Origin of the sequence: Micrococcus luteus NCTC 2665, assembly GCF_000023205.1 — a bacterium.
Classification (GTDB): Bacteria; Actinomycetota; Actinomycetes; order Actinomycetales; family Micrococcaceae; genus Micrococcus; species Micrococcus luteus.
Window position 1 is genome coordinate 1,986,102 of record NC_012803.1, and the last position, 15,795, is coordinate 2,001,896.

The 15,795-nt window shown below is 70.8% G+C and carries 12 protein-coding genes and 1 pseudogene; 9 read left to right on the forward strand and 4 right to left on the reverse strand.

Translation table 11 applies throughout. The features are described from left to right. The first annotated feature begins 11 nt into the window (after window positions 1-11). The 4 genes from MLUT_RS20665 to MLUT_RS20680 all read left to right on the forward strand — a co-directional run bounded on the left by MLUT_RS20665 (window position 12) and on the right by MLUT_RS20680 (window position 4,541). Window positions 12-341, forward strand: a complete 330-nt coding sequence (locus MLUT_RS20665) for a heavy-metal-associated domain-containing protein (RefSeq protein WP_002854303.1) — start codon at window positions 12-14, stop codon at window positions 339-341. A gap of 75 nt (window positions 342-416) precedes the next feature. Continuing rightward, on the forward strand, window positions 417-2,654 hold the full coding sequence (locus tag MLUT_RS20670; protein WP_010080268.1) for a copper-translocating P-type ATPase: 2,238 nt from the start codon (window positions 417-419) through the stop codon (window positions 2,652-2,654). 59 nt (window positions 2,655-2,713) lie between these two features. Further along, on the forward strand, window positions 2,714-3,397 hold the full coding sequence (locus MLUT_RS20675) for a DUF305 domain-containing protein (RefSeq protein WP_010080267.1): 684 nt from the start codon (window positions 2,714-2,716) through the stop codon (window positions 3,395-3,397). 88 nt (window positions 3,398-3,485) lie between these two features. After that, window positions 3,486-4,541 carry a type II glyceraldehyde-3-phosphate dehydrogenase gene (locus tag MLUT_RS20680; RefSeq protein WP_010080266.1) on the forward strand — a complete coding sequence of 352 codons (1,056 nt, stop codon included), beginning with the start codon at window positions 3,486-3,488 and terminating at the stop codon, window positions 4,539-4,541. Between the two features lie 106 nt (window positions 4,542-4,647). On the opposite strand, the gene MLUT_RS20685 is transcribed toward MLUT_RS20680, so the two are convergent. The 4 genes and pseudogenes from MLUT_RS20685 to MLUT_RS23955 all read right to left on the reverse strand — a co-directional run. Then, on the reverse strand, window positions 4,648-5,532 hold the full coding sequence (locus tag MLUT_RS20685; protein ID WP_010080265.1) for a fructose bisphosphate aldolase: 885 nt from the start codon (window positions 5,530-5,532) through the stop codon (window positions 4,648-4,650). 96 nt (window positions 5,533-5,628) lie between these two features. After that, window positions 5,629-6,039 (reverse strand): four-helix bundle copper-binding protein, encoded by a 411-nt coding sequence (locus tag MLUT_RS20690; protein WP_002854316.1) that lies wholly within the window; start codon window positions 6,037-6,039, stop codon window positions 5,629-5,631. A gap of 291 nt (window positions 6,040-6,330) precedes the next feature. After that, window positions 6,331-6,843, reverse strand: coding sequence for a thioredoxin-like domain-containing protein (locus tag MLUT_RS23950; RefSeq protein ID WP_231936626.1), 513 nt, complete (start codon window positions 6,841-6,843; stop codon window positions 6,331-6,333). Window positions 6,844-6,891: 48 nt separating this feature from the next. Next, a pseudogene (locus tag MLUT_RS23955) lies at window positions 6,892-7,281 on the reverse strand (helix-turn-helix domain-containing protein); the annotation flags it as partial. Between the two features lie 96 nt (window positions 7,282-7,377). Between MLUT_RS23955 and MLUT_RS20700 the strand changes: the two are divergent. The 5 genes from MLUT_RS20700 to MLUT_RS20720 all read left to right on the forward strand — a co-directional run bounded on the left by MLUT_RS20700 (window position 7,378) and on the right by MLUT_RS20720 (window position 15,784). Further along, window positions 7,378-8,721 carry an IS256-like element ISMlu11 family transposase gene (locus MLUT_RS20700; RefSeq protein ID WP_012751064.1) on the forward strand — a complete coding sequence of 448 codons (1,344 nt, stop codon included), beginning with the start codon at window positions 7,378-7,380 and terminating at the stop codon, window positions 8,719-8,721. 163 nt (window positions 8,722-8,884) lie between these two features. Beyond that, window positions 8,885-11,068 (forward strand): transglycosylase domain-containing protein, encoded by a 2,184-nt coding sequence (locus MLUT_RS20705; protein ID WP_010080262.1) that lies wholly within the window; start codon window positions 8,885-8,887, stop codon window positions 11,066-11,068. Window positions 11,069-11,073: 5 nt separating this feature from the next. Then, window positions 11,074-12,042, forward strand: a complete 969-nt coding sequence (locus MLUT_RS20710) for a metallophosphoesterase (protein ID WP_010080261.1) — start codon at window positions 11,074-11,076, stop codon at window positions 12,040-12,042. Window positions 12,043-12,083: 41 nt separating this feature from the next. After that, window positions 12,084-13,922 (forward strand): ABC transporter ATP-binding protein, encoded by a 1,839-nt coding sequence (locus MLUT_RS20715; protein ID WP_010080260.1) that lies wholly within the window; start codon window positions 12,084-12,086, stop codon window positions 13,920-13,922. Then, window positions 13,919-15,784 (forward strand): ABC transporter ATP-binding protein, encoded by a 1,866-nt coding sequence (locus tag MLUT_RS20720; RefSeq protein WP_010080259.1) that lies wholly within the window; start codon window positions 13,919-13,921, stop codon window positions 15,782-15,784. Before MLUT_RS20715 ends, MLUT_RS20720 begins: the two co-directional genes overlap by 4 nt. Window positions 15,785-15,795: the final 11 nt, after the last annotated feature.

Sequence of the window (15,795 nt, forward strand, 5' to 3'; positions counted from 1 at the left end):
AGGAGACCGTCATGACCGAATCCGCCCGCACCCCGCTGCCGGGGGCCACCAACGGCTGCTCGTGCTGCGCCCCAGCCGCCGACGCCACCGCCCCCGCCGGGCACCAGAGTGCCGACCCAACCGGGACGAGCGCCGGCGACGCGACCTACCAGGTGGAGGGCATGACCTGCGGACACTGCGTGGGCTCCGTCGCCGAGGCCGTGAGCGCCCTGGACGGGGTGGACGATGTCCGGGTCGAACTGGTCGCCGGCGGGGCCTCCCCCGTCACCGTGACCGGGCCCGCCTCCGCGGACTCCGTGCGGACGGCCATCGAAGCGGCCGGCTACCGCGTCCGGATCTAACCGACCCATCCCCTCGAGGTCGGCGCCCCACCGCCGAGCCGGTCGCCGAACAGACCGCCGAGCAGAAGGAACACCATGAGCACCCCGCACCACCACGATCACCCCACCGACCAGACCGCCGAACACCCAGACCCGAACCCCCACGCCGGCCACGCCAACCACACCGACCATGCCGCCCACCACCCCGCGGACGCGGCCACCCACGGGCAGGCCATGCCCCAGGGCCACGCCCACTCGGCCCTGGACGAGGACCACCAGGTCCACGACCACGGTCAGCACGCCGGGCATTCCACCGCGATGTTCAAGAACCGGTTCTGGGTCTCACTGGTGCTCTCCATCCCGGTGGTGTTCTTCAGCCACATGGTCGGGCAGCTGCTGGGCTACCACGTCCCCGAGTTCCCGGGCTCGGCGTGGATCGCCCCGGTGCTGGGCACCGTGATCTACCTCTATGGCGGCATGCCCTTCCTGAAGGGCGGGCTGACCGAGTTGCGCGCCCGCCAGCCGGGGATGATGCTGCTGATCGCGATGGCCATCACGGTGGCCTTCGTCGCCTCCTGGGTCACGACCCTGGGCATCGGGGACCTGATGCTGGACTTCTGGTGGGAGCTGGCGCTGCTGGTGGTCATCATGCTGCTGGGCCACTGGATGGAGATGCGCGCCCTGGGCGCGGCCTCCTCCGCCTTGGACGCGCTGGCGGCGCTGCTGCCGGAGGAGGCCGAGAAGGTCGTGGACGGTGACACCATCACCGTGCCGATCACCGAGTTGGCCGTGGGCGATGTGGTGCTAGTGCGGGCCGGGGCCCGGGTGCCGGCCGACGGGACCATCCTCGAGGGCGCCGCGGAGTTCGACGAGGCGATGATCACCGGGGAGTCGAAGCCTGTGCTGCGCCAGGCCGGGGACACGGTGGTCGCTGGGACCGTGGCCACCGACAACACCGTGCGGGTGAAGGTGGCCGCCGTCGGGACCGACACGACCCTGGCCGGGATCCAGCGGATGGTCGCCGACGCCCAGGAGTCCTCCTCCCGGGCCCAGGCGTTGGCGGACCGGGCCGCGGCCCTGCTGTTCTGGTTCGCCCTGGTTGCGGCGATCATCACCGCGATCGTGTGGACCGCGATCGGCCAGCCCACCGACGCGGTCACCCGCACCGTGACCGTGCTGGTCATCGCCTGCCCGCACGCCCTGGGCCTGGCCATCCCGCTGGTGATCGCCCTCTCCACGGAGAAGGCCGCCAAGTCCGGGGTCCTGATCAAGGACCGGATGGCCCTGGAGCGGATGCGGACCATCGACGTGGTCCTGTTCGACAAGACCGGCACCCTGACCGAGGGCGCCCACGCCGTCACCGGTGTCGCCGCGGCGCCCGGCATTTCCGAGGCCGAGCTGTTGGCCTACGCCGCCGCGGCCGAGGCTGACAGCGAGCACCCGGTGGCCCGGGCCATCGTCACCGCCGCCGGGCAGCACCCGCAGGCCAGCACGTTGCGCAAGCGCGGCACGGACTTCAGTGCTGCCATGGGCCGCGGGGTGCGCGCCACCGTGGACGGCTCCGAGATCCTTGTCGGCGGGCCGAACATGCTGCGCGAGCTTAACCTGACCATGCCGGCGGAGATCACTGAGCACACCGCCTCCTGGACCGCGCGCGGGGCCGGGGTGTTGCATGTGGTCCGCGACGGGTCCGTTATCGGCGCGGTCGCCGTGGAGGACAAGATCCGCCCCGAGTCCCGGGCCGCCGTGGCCGCCCTGCACGCCCGCGGCATCAAGGTCGCGATGATCACCGGCGATGCCCGCCAGGTCGCCGAGGCCGTCGGGGCGGACCTGGGCATCGACGAGGTCTTCGCCGAGGTCCTCCCCCAGGACAAGGACACCAAGGTCACCGAGTTGCAGTCCCGGGGACTGTCCGTGGCCATGGTGGGCGACGGCGTCAACGACGCCCCGGCGCTGGCGCGGGCCGAGGTCGGCATCGCCATCGGCGCCGGCACCGACGTGGCCATGGAGTCCGCCGGCGTTGTGCTGGCCAGCAACGACCCCCGCGCGGTGCTGTCGATGATCGAGCTCTCCCAGGCCAGCTACACCAAGATGATCCAGAACCTGGTGTGGGCCACCGGCTACAACGTGCTCGCCGTGCCGCTGGCCGCCGGCGTGCTCGCCCCGATCGGGTTCGTGCTCTCCCCCGCGGTGGGCGCGATCCTGATGTCCGCCTCCACCATCGTGGTCGCCCTCAACGCCCAACTGCTGCGCCGGATCAACCTGGACCCGGGCCACCTGGCCCCCCTCGGCGCCCCCCGGCCGGAGGCTGCCCTTCAACCCGCGACCTCCTGATCGCGCCTCTTGGCGCGAACTCTGATATGAACCCTCAACCCACTGTGGAAGGACCCACCATGAAACGCACCATGACGCTGACCGCCCTGGCCCTGGCCTCCGCCCTGACCTTGACCGCCTGCGGCACCGGCGCCCAGGACGAGAACGCCGGCGCTGAGGCCTCGGCCACTGCGACCAGCTCCGCCCCGGCCGCCACCCCTGCGGCCACGGCCACCGCGACACCGTCCACCACGGCGACCGGTTCGGCTGAGGAGGTCTCCGCCGAGCACAACGACGCGGACGTGATGTTCGCCCAAATGATGATCCCGCACCACCAGCAGGCCGTTGAGATGAGCGAGATGCTGCTGGCCAAGGATGACGTCCCGGCGGAGGTGGCCGCGTTCGCCCAGAAGGTCATCGACGCCCAGGGGCCGGAGATCGAGCGCATGAACTCCATGCTCACCGCCTGGGGCCAAGACCCCGTGGACACGGACGGCATGGACGGTATGGAGGGCATGGACCACGGCGGGATGTCCGGGATGATGTCCGAGGAGGACATGACCGCCCTCGACCAGGCCCAGGGCACCGAGGCCGCCCGGTTGTACCTGGAGCAGATGACCGCCCACCACAAGGGCGCCGTGGACATGGCCAAGGACGAGGCCAAGGACGGCCAGAACCCGCAGGCCGTGCAGCTCGCCGAGCAGGTCATCGCCGACCAGGAGGCCGAGATCACCGAAATGCAACAGATGCTCGACAAGCTCTGAGCACCGTCGTCCGCTGCGGGCATCCGGTGAGACGCGGCTGGCGATAGACCCCGAAACCGGAACGGGTCCTCCAGGAAAGGAGACGAGCATGCAGGACAAGATCAAGGTCGCGGTGAACGGGTACGGGGTCATCGGCAAACGCGTCGCCGACGCGGTCCGGGCCCAGGAGGACATGGCGCTGGTCGGAGTCAGTGACGTCATCGCTGACTACCGGATCGCGACTGCGGCCGGGAAGGGTATCCCCGTCTACGCCTCTACCGAGCAGGCCCTACCGGTGATGGCGGATGCCGGCCTTCCCGTCGTCGGAGGCCTGCACGACCTGCTCGAGAACGTTGACGTCGTGGTGGACTGCACCCCGGCCCAGGTGGGCGCCGGCAACCTGGAGCTCTACCGTGCCCACGGGGTCAAATCCGTGTTCCAGGGCGGGGAGAAGCACGATCTCACCGGCCACTCCTTCGTCGCCCACGCCAACTACGCCAACGCCCTGGGCCGGGACAGCACCCGGGTGGTGTCCTGCAATACCACCGCCACCGTCCGGGCCCTTACCGCGCTGAAGGACGTCGGACTGCTGTCCAAGGCCCGGGGGGTGCTCATCCGCCGGGCCACCGATCCGTGGGAATCGGACCATTCCGGGATCATGAACACCATCGTCCCCGAGGGCCGAATCCCCAGCCATCAGGGGCCCGACGCCCAGTCGGTGGTCCCGGACCTGGACGTGGTCACCATGGCCGCCAAGGGAGCCCACACTCAGAACCACCTGCACTACTGGACGATCGAGCTCACCCGCCCGGCCGAGAAGCAGGAGGTGTTGGAGGCGTTCCGGGCGATGCCGCGGATTGCCTTCGTCCGGCGCTCGGACGGCGTCGTGGCGGTCAATAGCACCGTGGAACTCATGGAGGACCTGGGCCGGCCCCGGGGTGATATGTATGAGGTGGCCCTCTGGGAAGACATCCTCACCGTGGACGGCAACGAGCTGTACTACACCTACACGGTGGACAACCAGGCGATCGTCGTCCCCGAGAACATCGACGCGATCCGGGCCCTCACCGGAACCGTCGACGACGGCGGCGAGTCCATCCGGCGCACCGACCGCGCCTTGGGGGTGCGCCAGGACTTCGTGCGCTCCTCGGTGGCTGCCCGTTGAACTGCGCGGCAGACGCCGCTGAGGCGGTGCCCGGCCCCAGGAATGGGGGGTGGTCGGACACCGCTTCGGCGGCCGCGGACTACCGCAGCGGTCCTATGGCCTCCGGTCAGGTGCGAGAGGCCGTCGCGATCGCGTTGATGGCCTCATCCAACACCGCATTGAACTGCGCTGGGCTCTGGGCCGTACTCAGCCCTTCGGTCAGGGCGCGGGAGAAGCTGGCGATCACGCCGTGGTTGCGGGCCAGCAGGGTGGTGGCCTGGGCCCGGGTATAGCCGCCCGACAGGGCCAGGACGCGGATCACTCGGGGATGGTCCACGAACTCGCGGTAGGAGTCCGCCCGCTCCGGCAGCGTCACTTTGAGGATGACCGACTGGTCGTCTCCGAGCTTGTCCAGTTGGGCGAGGATTGCCGCCTTGAGCTGGTCCTCCACCTCGGCCTTGCGGGGGCTGCGGATATCCACCTCGGGCTCGATGATGGGCACCAGCCCGGTAACGAGGATCTGACGGGCGAGCCCGAACTGCTGCTCCACGACGGAGCCCACCCCGTCCCCGGGCAGCTTGATGACCGAGCGCATCTTCGTCCCGAACATGTGCTTTTCGACGGCTCGAGACAGTAAGTCATCCAGGTGCGGGATGGGTTTCATGAGCTGGGCGCCTTGCTGTTCCGGGGCCAAGCCCTGGTCGATTTTGAGGAAGGGCACGATGCCTTTGCTGTTCCACAGGTAGTCGCCCGTGGGGGAACCCTCCACCTGGCGGTTCATTGTGTTCTCGAACAGGATGGCCCCCATGACGCGCTCACCGTCGAAGCTGGGGCTGGTGATGATACGTGTGCGCACCTGGTGTACCAGGTCGAACATCTCCTCTGGGCCGGAGTAGGCATCCTTGTCGATCCCGTAGAGGTGCAAGGCCGCCGGGGTGCTGCCCCCGCTCTGGTCCAGCGCCGCGACGAATCCGGCACCGTTCCTGACCCTCTGATACTTCTCCGAGTCCATGGGAGCCTTCCGCGGCGAGGGAGCACGGTGGTCCGGGTTCCCTGCGCGCGTCATGGACGACTGGCCGCCCTCAAGGGGGAACGGTCATCAGCAGGCTCAACCCAGGGTGACGAGCAGGTCCGCGCAGGCCTGCTCACACCGGCGGCAGGCCTCGGCACACACCTTGCAGTGCTCGTGCATCTGGGCGTGGCTCTCGCATTCGTCCCCGCACGTCTTGCAGGCGGCCCGGCAGGCCTCGAGCAGGGCGCGGGTGGTCTCGACGTTGTTGCCGGTCTGCCGGGACAGCATCCGGCCTGTGGCGGCGCACACATCGGCGCAGTCCAGGTTCAACCGGATGCACTGCCTCAGGTCGGCCACCATGTCCTCGGCCAGGCAGGCGTCCGCGCAGGCCGTGCAGGTCTGGGCGCACTCGAAGCAGGCCTGGATGCACTCGGCCAGCTTCTGCCGGTCGATGTTGCCCACATTCTTTGGGTAGGTGTCCAGCATGGCGCTCACGTGATGGGTCATGATGTGCTCCTTCGTCGATCTGATCCGACGCACCGGCCTTCGCCGCCCCGCCATGCCATCGACCATAGACCGCCCCGCCGACGCGGGTGAAGGGCTCAACCTTGAAGGTTCCGTGAAGATCGCCGGCCACGGAGGCCCGCGGACTCCTTTACGGGCAGGGATGACGCAGGTGTGACCAGCCGCCCCTCAGCCCGGCCGACGGCCCTGAGGACCACGCCGACGGGGAGGACCAGCAGGGCTCGCCTCAACGTGGATCCTGTCGGACCGGACGGTCGGTGTCGGGAAGAGCGCTTATGCGATCCGACCAGGGGCGTCGAGGCCGCCGGTGCAGGCCGCCCCGGGCTCAGGCGCGTCGGGGGACTGCCAGTACTCGGCCACGAACTGCTCGATCCGTTCATCCTCCGGGGAATCCACCGCCACCTGCGCCTGCCAGGCCGAAAGCACGATGGGCGAATCCAGGCCCTCGTAGGGGGCCAGGACGACATAGGCGGCCGGTAGGGCCGTCCGCAGGGCATCGACTTGCTCCTGTGAGAGCGCCTCGGAATCGTAGGCGACCCAGGCGGCACCGTGCTCCAAAGCGTGCACGGCATTCTCGTTGGGTACCGGTTCGGTGTAGACCCCACAGTTGAGCCAGGCGCTGGCATGATCGCCACCCACCGGCGGCGACTGCTCGTAGTCCACAGGGGTGCTCACGTGGTTAGCGCTGAGCCCCTCGAAGGTCTGCAGCCCGGCGATCTCAATGTCCTCCCGAGCCTGGGGCGGAGGATTCTGAATCACGGCGAGCGTCACCAGCCCGCCGACCACGGCGATGGCGGTGAGCGCTCCCGCTCCGACCAGAACCTTCCGCCGACGTTCAGCCTTGGCTTCCGGGTCTGCCGTGACCCGGTCCAGACGGGCGAGGCGGTTGATCCGGCAGCGCACGAGCACGGCATGGACGGTGGAGGCCGGCATCCTGAGTTCTCCGGCGATCTGTGCCGGCCCCAGACGTCGGCGCCATCGGGCGGCCACGATCTGTTTCACCACCGCCTGCGGTGTTCTGGTCGGCATCGTGGACGGCCGGCTGGACCGGTCTGCCATCCCTGCAGGTCCCTCGGCCCGGAAGCGTGTGGCCCATTTGCGTGCGGTGGGTGGGGAGACCATGAACATCTTGGCCGCGGTGGCGACCGGCCAGTGCTCCTCGACGATGAGCTTGGCCAGGCGTAGGCGGGCGCGAGGGGTCAGGGCGGCGTTAGCGTGGGACATGAAGGCCTTCTGTTCGCGTGAGCGGTTTCTCGACAACTCGGGCGTGTCAGATGGTCTGTGTAAGCCGTACCGAGAGGAACGGTAAGAATCATGACCATGACCGACGAGAAGAACCCAGGCGAGCCCTCGGGCCAGGACCTGGTCGAGCAGCTGAAAGCCTCAGGGCAGCTTGATGCCCTGTTCGCGCAGATCGACGCGGGCGGCGTCGAGCTCACCGGTGACGGCGGGTTCGTGCCCGCGCTGGTCAAGGCCGCGCTCGAGCGGGGCCTGCAGGCCGAGCTGACCAGCCATCTGGGCTACGAGAAGGGCTCGAGCGAGGCGCTGAAGCACGCCAACTCCCGCAACGGGACCACCCCGAAGACCGTGGAGTCCGAGGTCGGGCCGATCGAGCTGGACGTCCCGCGAGACCGGGGCGGGTCGTTCACCCCGCGCCTGGTGCCCAAGGGCCAGCGGCGCCTCGGGGGCCTGGATGACATGATCATCAGCCTCTATGCCGGCGGAATGACGATCCGGGACATCCAGCACCACCTGGCCTCCACGATCGGCACGGACCTGTCGCACGAGACGATCTCCAACATCACCGACGCCGTGAGCGAAGAGGTCCTGGCGTGGCAGTCGCGGCCGCTGGAGGAGTTCTATCCGGTGATCTATCTCGACGCAATCCGGATCAAGATCCGAGAGAACAGCCAGGTCCTCAACCGTGCCGCCTACATCGCCGTCGGCGTGGACCTCGAGGGCATCAAGCACGTGCTGGGGATCTGGGTCCAGGACACCGAGGGCTCGGCGTTCTGGGCCCACGTCTGCGCCGATCTCGCCAACCGGGGCGTGCAGGACGTGCTGATCGTGTGCTGCGACGGGCTCAAGGGCCTGCCGGAGGCGATCGAGGCGACGTGGCCGGACTCGATGGTCCAGACCTGCGTGGTTCACCTGATCCGGGCCGCGATGCGGTTCGTGGCCTACCAGGACCGCAAGAAGGTCGCCGCCGCGCTGAAGCCGATCTACACTGCCCCCAACGAAGAGACCGCGAGGAAGGCGCTGGCCGAGTTCGAGGCCTCCGAGCTCGGCACGAAGTACCCGTCTGCAGCCGCGACCTGGGCGAACTCCTGGGAGCGGTTCATCCCGTTCCTGCAGTTCCCACCCATGCTCCGCAAGGTCATCTACACGACCAACAGCATCGAGTCGCTGAACTTCCAGCTACGGAAGGTGACCAAGAACCGCGGCCACTTCCCCTCGACCGAGGCGGCGGTGAAGCTGCTCTGGCTGGCGATCTGCAACATCGAAGACAAACGCGCCGCCGAACGCGCTCGGGACCGGGGCAAACCCGCCGGCCAGCGCAAAGCCCAGGGCCGGCTCGTCGAAGGTCAGGCCGTCACGAACTGGAAGCAGGCCCTCGCCCAGCTCGCCGCGGCCTACCCCGACCGGATCAACCCCTACCTGTGACCACCCCGCTTACACAGACAAGTTGACACGCCCACAACTCCACTCTCGCAACAGGAGGCCTTCGCCTGTCAGCTGTTCACGCAACAACGTCCCTGGACATCACACCTAGCCACCGGCGCGGACCCCGGAAGAGGTCCCAGGTGCCCGCGCTACACTCGCGCCCATGGCCTCCCGCACGACCCGCTTCCCCGCGCCCTCGAGCGCTCTCGGCCGCCTCCTCGCCTTCGTGGGCCTCTCGGCGGTGGCCGGCCTGCTCGTGGCGGCCCTCCTGCTGCCCGTCGCGGGCCTGGCCGGTGTCGCCGCCGCGTCGGGCCGGGAGATGCTGGACGAGCTGCCGGACGAGCTGCCCGCGGAGCCGGTCTCCGTCCCGTCGCGCATCCTGTCGGAGGACGGTGAGGAGATCGCCGTCTTCTACGAGGAGAACCGCACCCCGGTCCCGCTGGACGAAATCTCGGAGCACATGCAGCACGCGATCGTGGCCATCGAGGACGAGCGCTTCTACGATCACGACGGCGTGGACGCGCGCGGCCTCATCCGCGCGACCGTGAACAACGCCACCTCCGACTCCACGCAGGGCGCCTCCACCCTCACCCAGCAGTTCGTGAACAACATGCTGGTGAACGTGCAGCAGATCCGCGGCGACTCCCGCCTCACGCTCTCCGGCTCCAAGAACATCGCGGACAAGGTCAAGGAGATCAAGCTCGCGGTCGCCGTCGAGAAGCAGATGTCGAAGGACGAGATCCTCGAGGGCTACCTCAACATCGTGCTGTTCTCCGGCCGTGCCTACGGGGTCGAGGCCGCCTCGCAGTACGTGTTCGGCAAGTCCGCCGCCGACCTGGAGAGCTGGGAGGCCGCCACGCTGGCCGGCATGGTCCAGTCCCCCACCCGGTTCAACCCGGCCCGCAATCCGGAGGAGGCCACGGAGCGGCGCAACCTCGTGCTGAACGCGATGAAGGACAACGGCTACCTCTCCCAGGAGGAGTACGACCACGCCGTCGCCCAGCCGATGGAGGTGGTGATGGAGTCCCGCCCCTCGGGCTGCCTCTACGCCAAGTTCGGCGCCTACTTCTGCGACTACGTGGAGCGGCAGATCCTTGCCGACCCCACGTTCGGCCCGGACGTCCAGTCCCGCCAGGCCCTGCTGGACCGCGGCGGACTCACCATCCGCACGACGATCGACTCGACGCTCCAGAAGGAGACCGAGAAGAACCTGCGCGCCTCCGTGCCCAACAACGAGTCGCTGGGCGCCGGCCACGCGCTCACCTCGGTGGAGGCCGGCACCGGCAACATCCGCACCATGGCCCAGAACACCGAGTACGCCATCCAGGACGAACTCGGCCACACCTCGCTGAACTTCAATGTGGACAAGCAGTGGGGCGGCGGCCAGGGCTTCCAGGCCGGCTCCACGCTCAAGCCCTTCGTGGCCCTGACGTGGCTGCGCAACGGCAACCGCCTGGTCGACTCCGTGGACGCCTCCCGGAACGTCTACCCCACGGGCACGCGCTTCGCGGCCTCGTGCCGCCCGGGCGGCTACACCACGATCGGCGGCACCTGGCAGTTCAAGAACGTGATCCCCGACATGCTGCGGCAGGTGCGCGTGGACGAGGGCCTCTTCTGGTCCGTGAACACCCCGACCGTCTCCACCGCGTACCAGCTGGACCTGTGCGACATCACGAGCCTCACCACCCAGCTGGGCATCACCCGCGCCCTGGACAGCTCCCCGCTGCAGCCGGACGACCCGTCCTTCCTGCTCGGCAAGGACTCGGTGGCACCGCTCTCCCTGGCCGGCGCGTACGCCGCCATCGCCGCGAACGGCCTGTACTGCGAGCCGCGCGCCATCCTGGAGGTCACGGACACCGCCGGCAACCAGTACGACGTCGCCGACCCGCAGTGCGACCAAGTCATCGACCCGGACCACGTCCGGGAGCTGATGCCGGTCCTGCGCCACATCGGCGGCTTCAACATCGCCGAGGAGGGCGCCGGCTACGAGTTCGGCGGCAAGACGGGCACGAACGACAACGTGTCCTCCACGTGGTTCGTCGGATTCACCAGCAAGCTGGCCACCGCCGTGTGGACCGGCCGCTACAACAACCTGAAGTCCATGACGGGCGAGACCGTCAACGGCGAGGTCCGCAACCCGTTCTACTCGACCTCCATCAACGGCCCGTCCTGGCTCGAGTACAACCAGTTGGCCAAGGAGAAGTTCCCGCCGGGTGAACTGCCCGAGTGGGACGGCCCGCAGTCGGAGGACCCGGGCGAGGCCGGCGAGCACCCGGACGGACGCCAGTTCACCATCGACGACCTGGACCGGGGCGGGCCGCAGCCCCAGGCGGTCCCGGGCTTCTGACCGCGATGCGCCCCGCCGCCTCCCCCGCCCGGCGCATGTTCTGCGCCGCAGCGCCTGCCGCCGTCGGGCTGGCCGCGACGGCGGGCCTCGGCCTGGCCTGGGGCCTCGCCGAGGCCGAGGCCCGGACGGTGCGCACGCACCGACTGGCCGTGCTGCCGGCCGGGTCGGCGCCGCTGCGGGTGCTGCACCTCTCGGACATCCACCTGCTGCCCCGGCACCGGGCCAAGCGGGCGTGGCTGCGCGGATTGGATGCACTCGAGCCGGACCTCGTGGTCAACACGGGTGACAACGTGTCCGCCGCGGCGTCGGTGCCGCTCGTGCTCGACGCGCTCGGGCCGCTGCTGGCGCGGCCCGGCGTGTTCGTGCCCGGCTCCAACGACTACTACGCGCCCAAGGCGGCCAACCCCCTCCGGTACTTCGCGGGCCCCTCGCGCATGGACGCGGACCGGCCCCGGCTTCCCTCCGACGTCCTGTTCGGCGCGTTCCGCGCCGCCGGCTGGGCCGACCTGACGAACCGGGGCGCCGCTCTGGCCGTGCCGACCCGCGCCGGGACCACGCTCGAGGTCCTCGCCGCCGGCACCGACGACCCGCACCTCGGTCTGGACGCCTGGGCCGGCTTCCCCGGCTCCGCGCCCGACGACGGCGCCGGGCGGCCCGGCGACGACGGGCGGTTCCGGCTGGGCGTCACCCACGCCCCGTACCGCCGCGTGCTGGACGCCATGACCGCCGACGGCGCCGACCTGCTGCTCGCCGGCCACACCCACGGCGGGCAGGTGTGCGTGCCGTTCCTCGGCGCGCTCGTCACCAACTGCGACCTACCCCGCCGACAGGCCTCCGGGGTCTCGACGTGGACGGCCGCGGGGCGGACCGTCCCCCTCGAGGTGTCGGCCGGCCTGGGGACCGCGCCGTCCGCGCCCGTGCGGTTCGCGTGCCGGCCCGAGGCCGTGGTGCTGGACCTGGTCCCGCGGGGCTGAGCCGCCTGTCCCGTCCGCGGCCGCGGGTACAGTGGAGCCCCGTGACCCGCGCCACCTCTCCCGCCGCCTCGTCCCTGCGTGACGCCCTGGGCGGGATCGCACCGTACCTCGAGGGCGTGCGGGCGCGCTGGGTGCTCGGGCTCGCCTCGGCCACGGCGGCGGGCCTCGTGGCCCTGGCCATCCCGCAGGTCATCCACCTGCTCGTGGACACCGTGTTCACGCAGACTGTGCTCGCCGGGCCCTCCTCCCCCGACTCCCGCGCGGACGTGTGGCGGGCCGCCGGCCTACTCGCCGTGCTCGGCCTCGCCGAGGCCGCGTTCATCGGCCTGCGCCGGTACTTCATCCTCCCGCCGGCCGCCGGGGTGGAGAACCGGGCGCGCATCGCCCTGTTCGAACGGCTCCAGCGCCTGCCGGTGGCGTTCCACGACGCGTGGCCCTCGGGGCAGCTGCTCTCCCGGGCCCAGGGCGACCTCTCGCTGCTGCGGCGGTGGATCGCGTTCGGCTCGGTCATGCTCGTGGTGGACGTGGTGACCATCGCCGTCGGCCTCGTCCTGCTGTTCCTGCTGTCCTGGCAGCTGGCCCTGCTCTACCTCGCCGCGGCCGTGCCGATCATGTGGGCGTCGTTCGGGTTCCGCAACGACTTCCGCGCCGCGTCCCGGCTCTCCCAGGACCAGGCCGGGGACCTCGCCACGTCCGTCGAGGAGTCGGTGCACGGCATCCGCGTCCTCAAGGCGTTCGGCCGCGGCGCGCACGCCCTCGACGGCTTCCGCGGGCGCGCCCGCACGCTGCAGGGCACCGAGGTGCACAAGGCCTCGGTGCTGGCCCGGTTCATCGCGCTCATCGTGGCCCTGCCGGAGACGGTGCTGGGCCTGGGCCTCGCCCTGGGCCTGTGGCTCGTGGCGACCGGGGAGCTGACGGTGGGCGCGCTCGCCGCCTACTTCGCCACCGCGGCCGTGCTGGCCGGGCCGGTCGAGTCGGTGGGCCAGCTGATGGGCATGACGCTCTCGGCCCGCACGGCGATCGACCGCCACGTGGACGTCCTCGCCACGCCCGTGGACATCGCCTCGCCCACCGGGGAGGCCGCCGTCGTGCCCCCGGCCACCGGCGCGCTCGCGTTCCACGGGGTGCGCTTCCGCTGGCCGGACGCGGACCCGGAGCGCGGGGAGCGCGACCTGCTCGACGGCGTCGACCTCGAGCTGGTGCCCGGCGAGACGATGGCCCTGGTCGGCGCGACCGGCGCCGGCAAGTCGACGCTGTTGCAGCTGGTCCCCCGGCTGCTCGACGTCACGGCGGGCTCCGTCTGCGTGGACGGGGTGGACGTGCGCCGGATGCCGCTCGAGGAGCTGCGCCGGCGGGTGTCCGTGGCGTTCGAGGACGCCACGCTGTTCTCCGCGACCATCCGGCAGAACGTGCTGCTCGGCGCCCCGGCGGACGTGCTCGCGGACGGCCTCCACTCCCCCGCGGCGGACGCCCTGCTCGACCTCGCGCTCGAGACCGCGCAGGCGGGCTTCGTGGCGGACCTGGCGGACGGCGTCGAGACCGAGATCGGCGAGGAGGGCCTCAGCCTCTCCGGCGGACAGCGCCAGCGGATCGCCCTCGCCCGCGCGATCGCGGCGCGCCCGGACGTGCTCGTGCTGGACGACCCCCTCTCCGCCCTCGACGTGCGCACCGAGGAGGCCGTGACCGCGCGCCTGCGCGAGGTCCTCGACGGGACGACCACCCTGATCGTGGCGCACCGTCCCTCCACCGTGGCCCTCGCGGACCGGGTCGCGGTGCTGGCGGACGGGCGGATCGAGGACGTGGGGACGCACCCCGAACTGCTGGCCCGCAGCGCCGTGTACCGGCACATCATCTCGAGCCGACCGGAGGAGCAGGCATGAGCGCCGCCGACGTGAGCCGCGTGCGCGGCGTGGGGGCCGAAGAGGACCTCGACTACACCCGCGCGGAGCGCCGCCACATCCGGCGCCGGTCCTTCCGGCTGCTCGGCGAGCTCGCGCGGCCGGTCCGGGGGACGCTGCTGCTCACCGCGGTCTTCGTGCTCGTGTCCAACGCGGCGCGGGCGGCCGGGCCGCTGATCATCGCCTGGGCGATCGACGCGGAGCTGCCGCGCGTCGTCGAGGCCGTGCGGGCCGGCGAGTCCGTCTGGCCCATCCTCGTCCCCGTGGGCGGGGCGTACGTGGCGGCGGCCCTCATCTCCGGCGGCCTCCTGGGGGCGTACACGTGGCTCACCGCGCGGGCGAGCCAGGCCATGCTGCTGAGCCTGCGGCTGCGCGTGTTCCGGCACACGCAGCGGCTGAGCCTCGGCTTCCACGAGCGGTACACGTCCGGGCGGGTGATCTCGCGGCAGACCTCGGACCTGGAGGCGCTGCGGGAGCTGCTGGACCAGGGCGTGTCCTCGCTCGTGTCCGGGCTGATGTTCATGTCGTTCACCGCGGCGTCCATCCTGCTGCTGGACCCGCCGTCGTTCCTCGTGCTGCTGGGTGCGGCCGTGCCGGTGGCGATCGTGACGCGCTGGTACCAGGTGCGGTCCGAGGAGGCGTACCGGCGGTCGCGGGTGTCCTCAGCACGGTCGATCGTGCACTTCGTGGAGACCATGACCGGCATCCGCGCGGTCCAGGCCTTCGGACGGGAACGGGACAACGACGCGCGGTACCGCGACTTGGCCACGGCTTACCGGGACGACATGGTGGCCACGCTCAACCTGTTCGGCATCCTGCAGCCGGTGCTCGTGGCGACGGGCAACCTGACGGTGGCGGCGCTGCTCGTGACCGGGGGCCTGCGCGTGCTCGACGGCGACCTCGAGGTGGGGGTGCTCGTGGCGCTCCTGCTGGCCGGGCGGCGCGTGTTCCAGCCCATGGAGATGGTGGCGATGTTCTACTCGTCGCTGCAGTCCGCGACGGCGGCGCTCGAGAAGGTCTCCGGTCTGCTCGAGGAGGAGCCCACCGTGGTGGAGGCCGCCGAGCCCACGCCGCTGCCCGGGGCCGACGCACCGGGGACGGGCGTGGCGTCCGGGCGGGTGGAGTTCCGGGACGCGGTGTTCAGCTACGGGCCGGACCGGGTGGTGCTGCCGGAGTTCGACCTCGTGATCCCGGCCGGGCAGACCGTGGCCGTGGTGGGCCAGACGGGTGCGGGCAAGTCGACGCTGGCCAAGCTCATCGCCCGGTTCTACGACGTCTCTGCCGGCTCGCTGACGCTGGACGGGGTGGAGCTGCGCGAGCTCAGCCAGGCGGATCTGCGGCGCAACGTGGTGATGGTGACCCAGGAGGCGTTCCTGTTCTCCGGGTCGATCGCGGAGAACATCGCCCTCGGCCGGCCCGACGCCACCGAGGCCGAGATCCAGGCGGCCGCCCGGGCGGTGGGGGCGCACGACTTCATCCTGGGGCTGCCCGAGGGCTACGCGACCGACGTCGCCAAGCGCGGCGGGCGGCTGAGCGCGGGACAGCGGCAGCTCGTGTCGTTCGCGCGGGCGTTCCTCGCGGACCCCGCCGTGCTGATCCTGGACGAGGCGACGTCGTCGCTGGACCTGCCGAGCGAGCGGCTCGTGCAGGCCGGGCTGGAGCGGCTGCTGGGGAACCGGACGGCGCTGATCATCGCCCACCGGCTCAGCACCGTCGAGACCGCCGACCGGGTGCTCGTGATGCACGACGGCCGGATCGTCGAGGACGGCAGCCCCGCCGAGCTCGTGGCGGCCGACGGCCGGTTCGCGGCGCTGCACCGGGCCTGGGAGGACTCGCTCGCCTGATGGGCCCCGGC

Coding starts and splice junctions, on each gene's coding strand:
- MLUT_RS20665 (WP_002854303.1), top strand. CDS start 12: ATGACCGAATCCGCCCGCACCCCGCTGCCGGGGGCCACCAACGGCTGC.
- MLUT_RS20670 (WP_010080268.1), top strand. CDS start 417: ATGAGCACCCCGCACCACCACGATCACCCCACCGACCAGACCGCCGAA.
- MLUT_RS20675 (WP_010080267.1), top strand. CDS start 2,714: ATGAAACGCACCATGACGCTGACCGCCCTGGCCCTGGCCTCCGCCCTG.
- MLUT_RS20680 (WP_010080266.1), top strand. CDS start 3,486: ATGCAGGACAAGATCAAGGTCGCGGTGAACGGGTACGGGGTCATCGGC.
- MLUT_RS20685 (WP_010080265.1), bottom strand. CDS start 5,532: ATGGACTCGGAGAAGTATCAGAGGGTCAGGAACGGTGCCGGATTCGTC.
- MLUT_RS20690 (WP_002854316.1), bottom strand. CDS start 6,039: ATGACCCATCACGTGAGCGCCATGCTGGACACCTACCCAAAGAATGTG.
- MLUT_RS20700 (WP_012751064.1), top strand. CDS start 7,378: ATGACCGACGAGAAGAACCCAGGCGAGCCCTCGGGCCAGGACCTGGTC.
- MLUT_RS20705 (WP_010080262.1), top strand. CDS start 8,885: ATGGCCTCCCGCACGACCCGCTTCCCCGCGCCCTCGAGCGCTCTCGGC.
- MLUT_RS20710 (WP_010080261.1), top strand. CDS start 11,074: ATGCGCCCCGCCGCCTCCCCCGCCCGGCGCATGTTCTGCGCCGCAGCG.
- MLUT_RS20720 (WP_010080259.1), top strand. CDS start 13,919: ATGAGCGCCGCCGACGTGAGCCGCGTGCGCGGCGTGGGGGCCGAAGAG.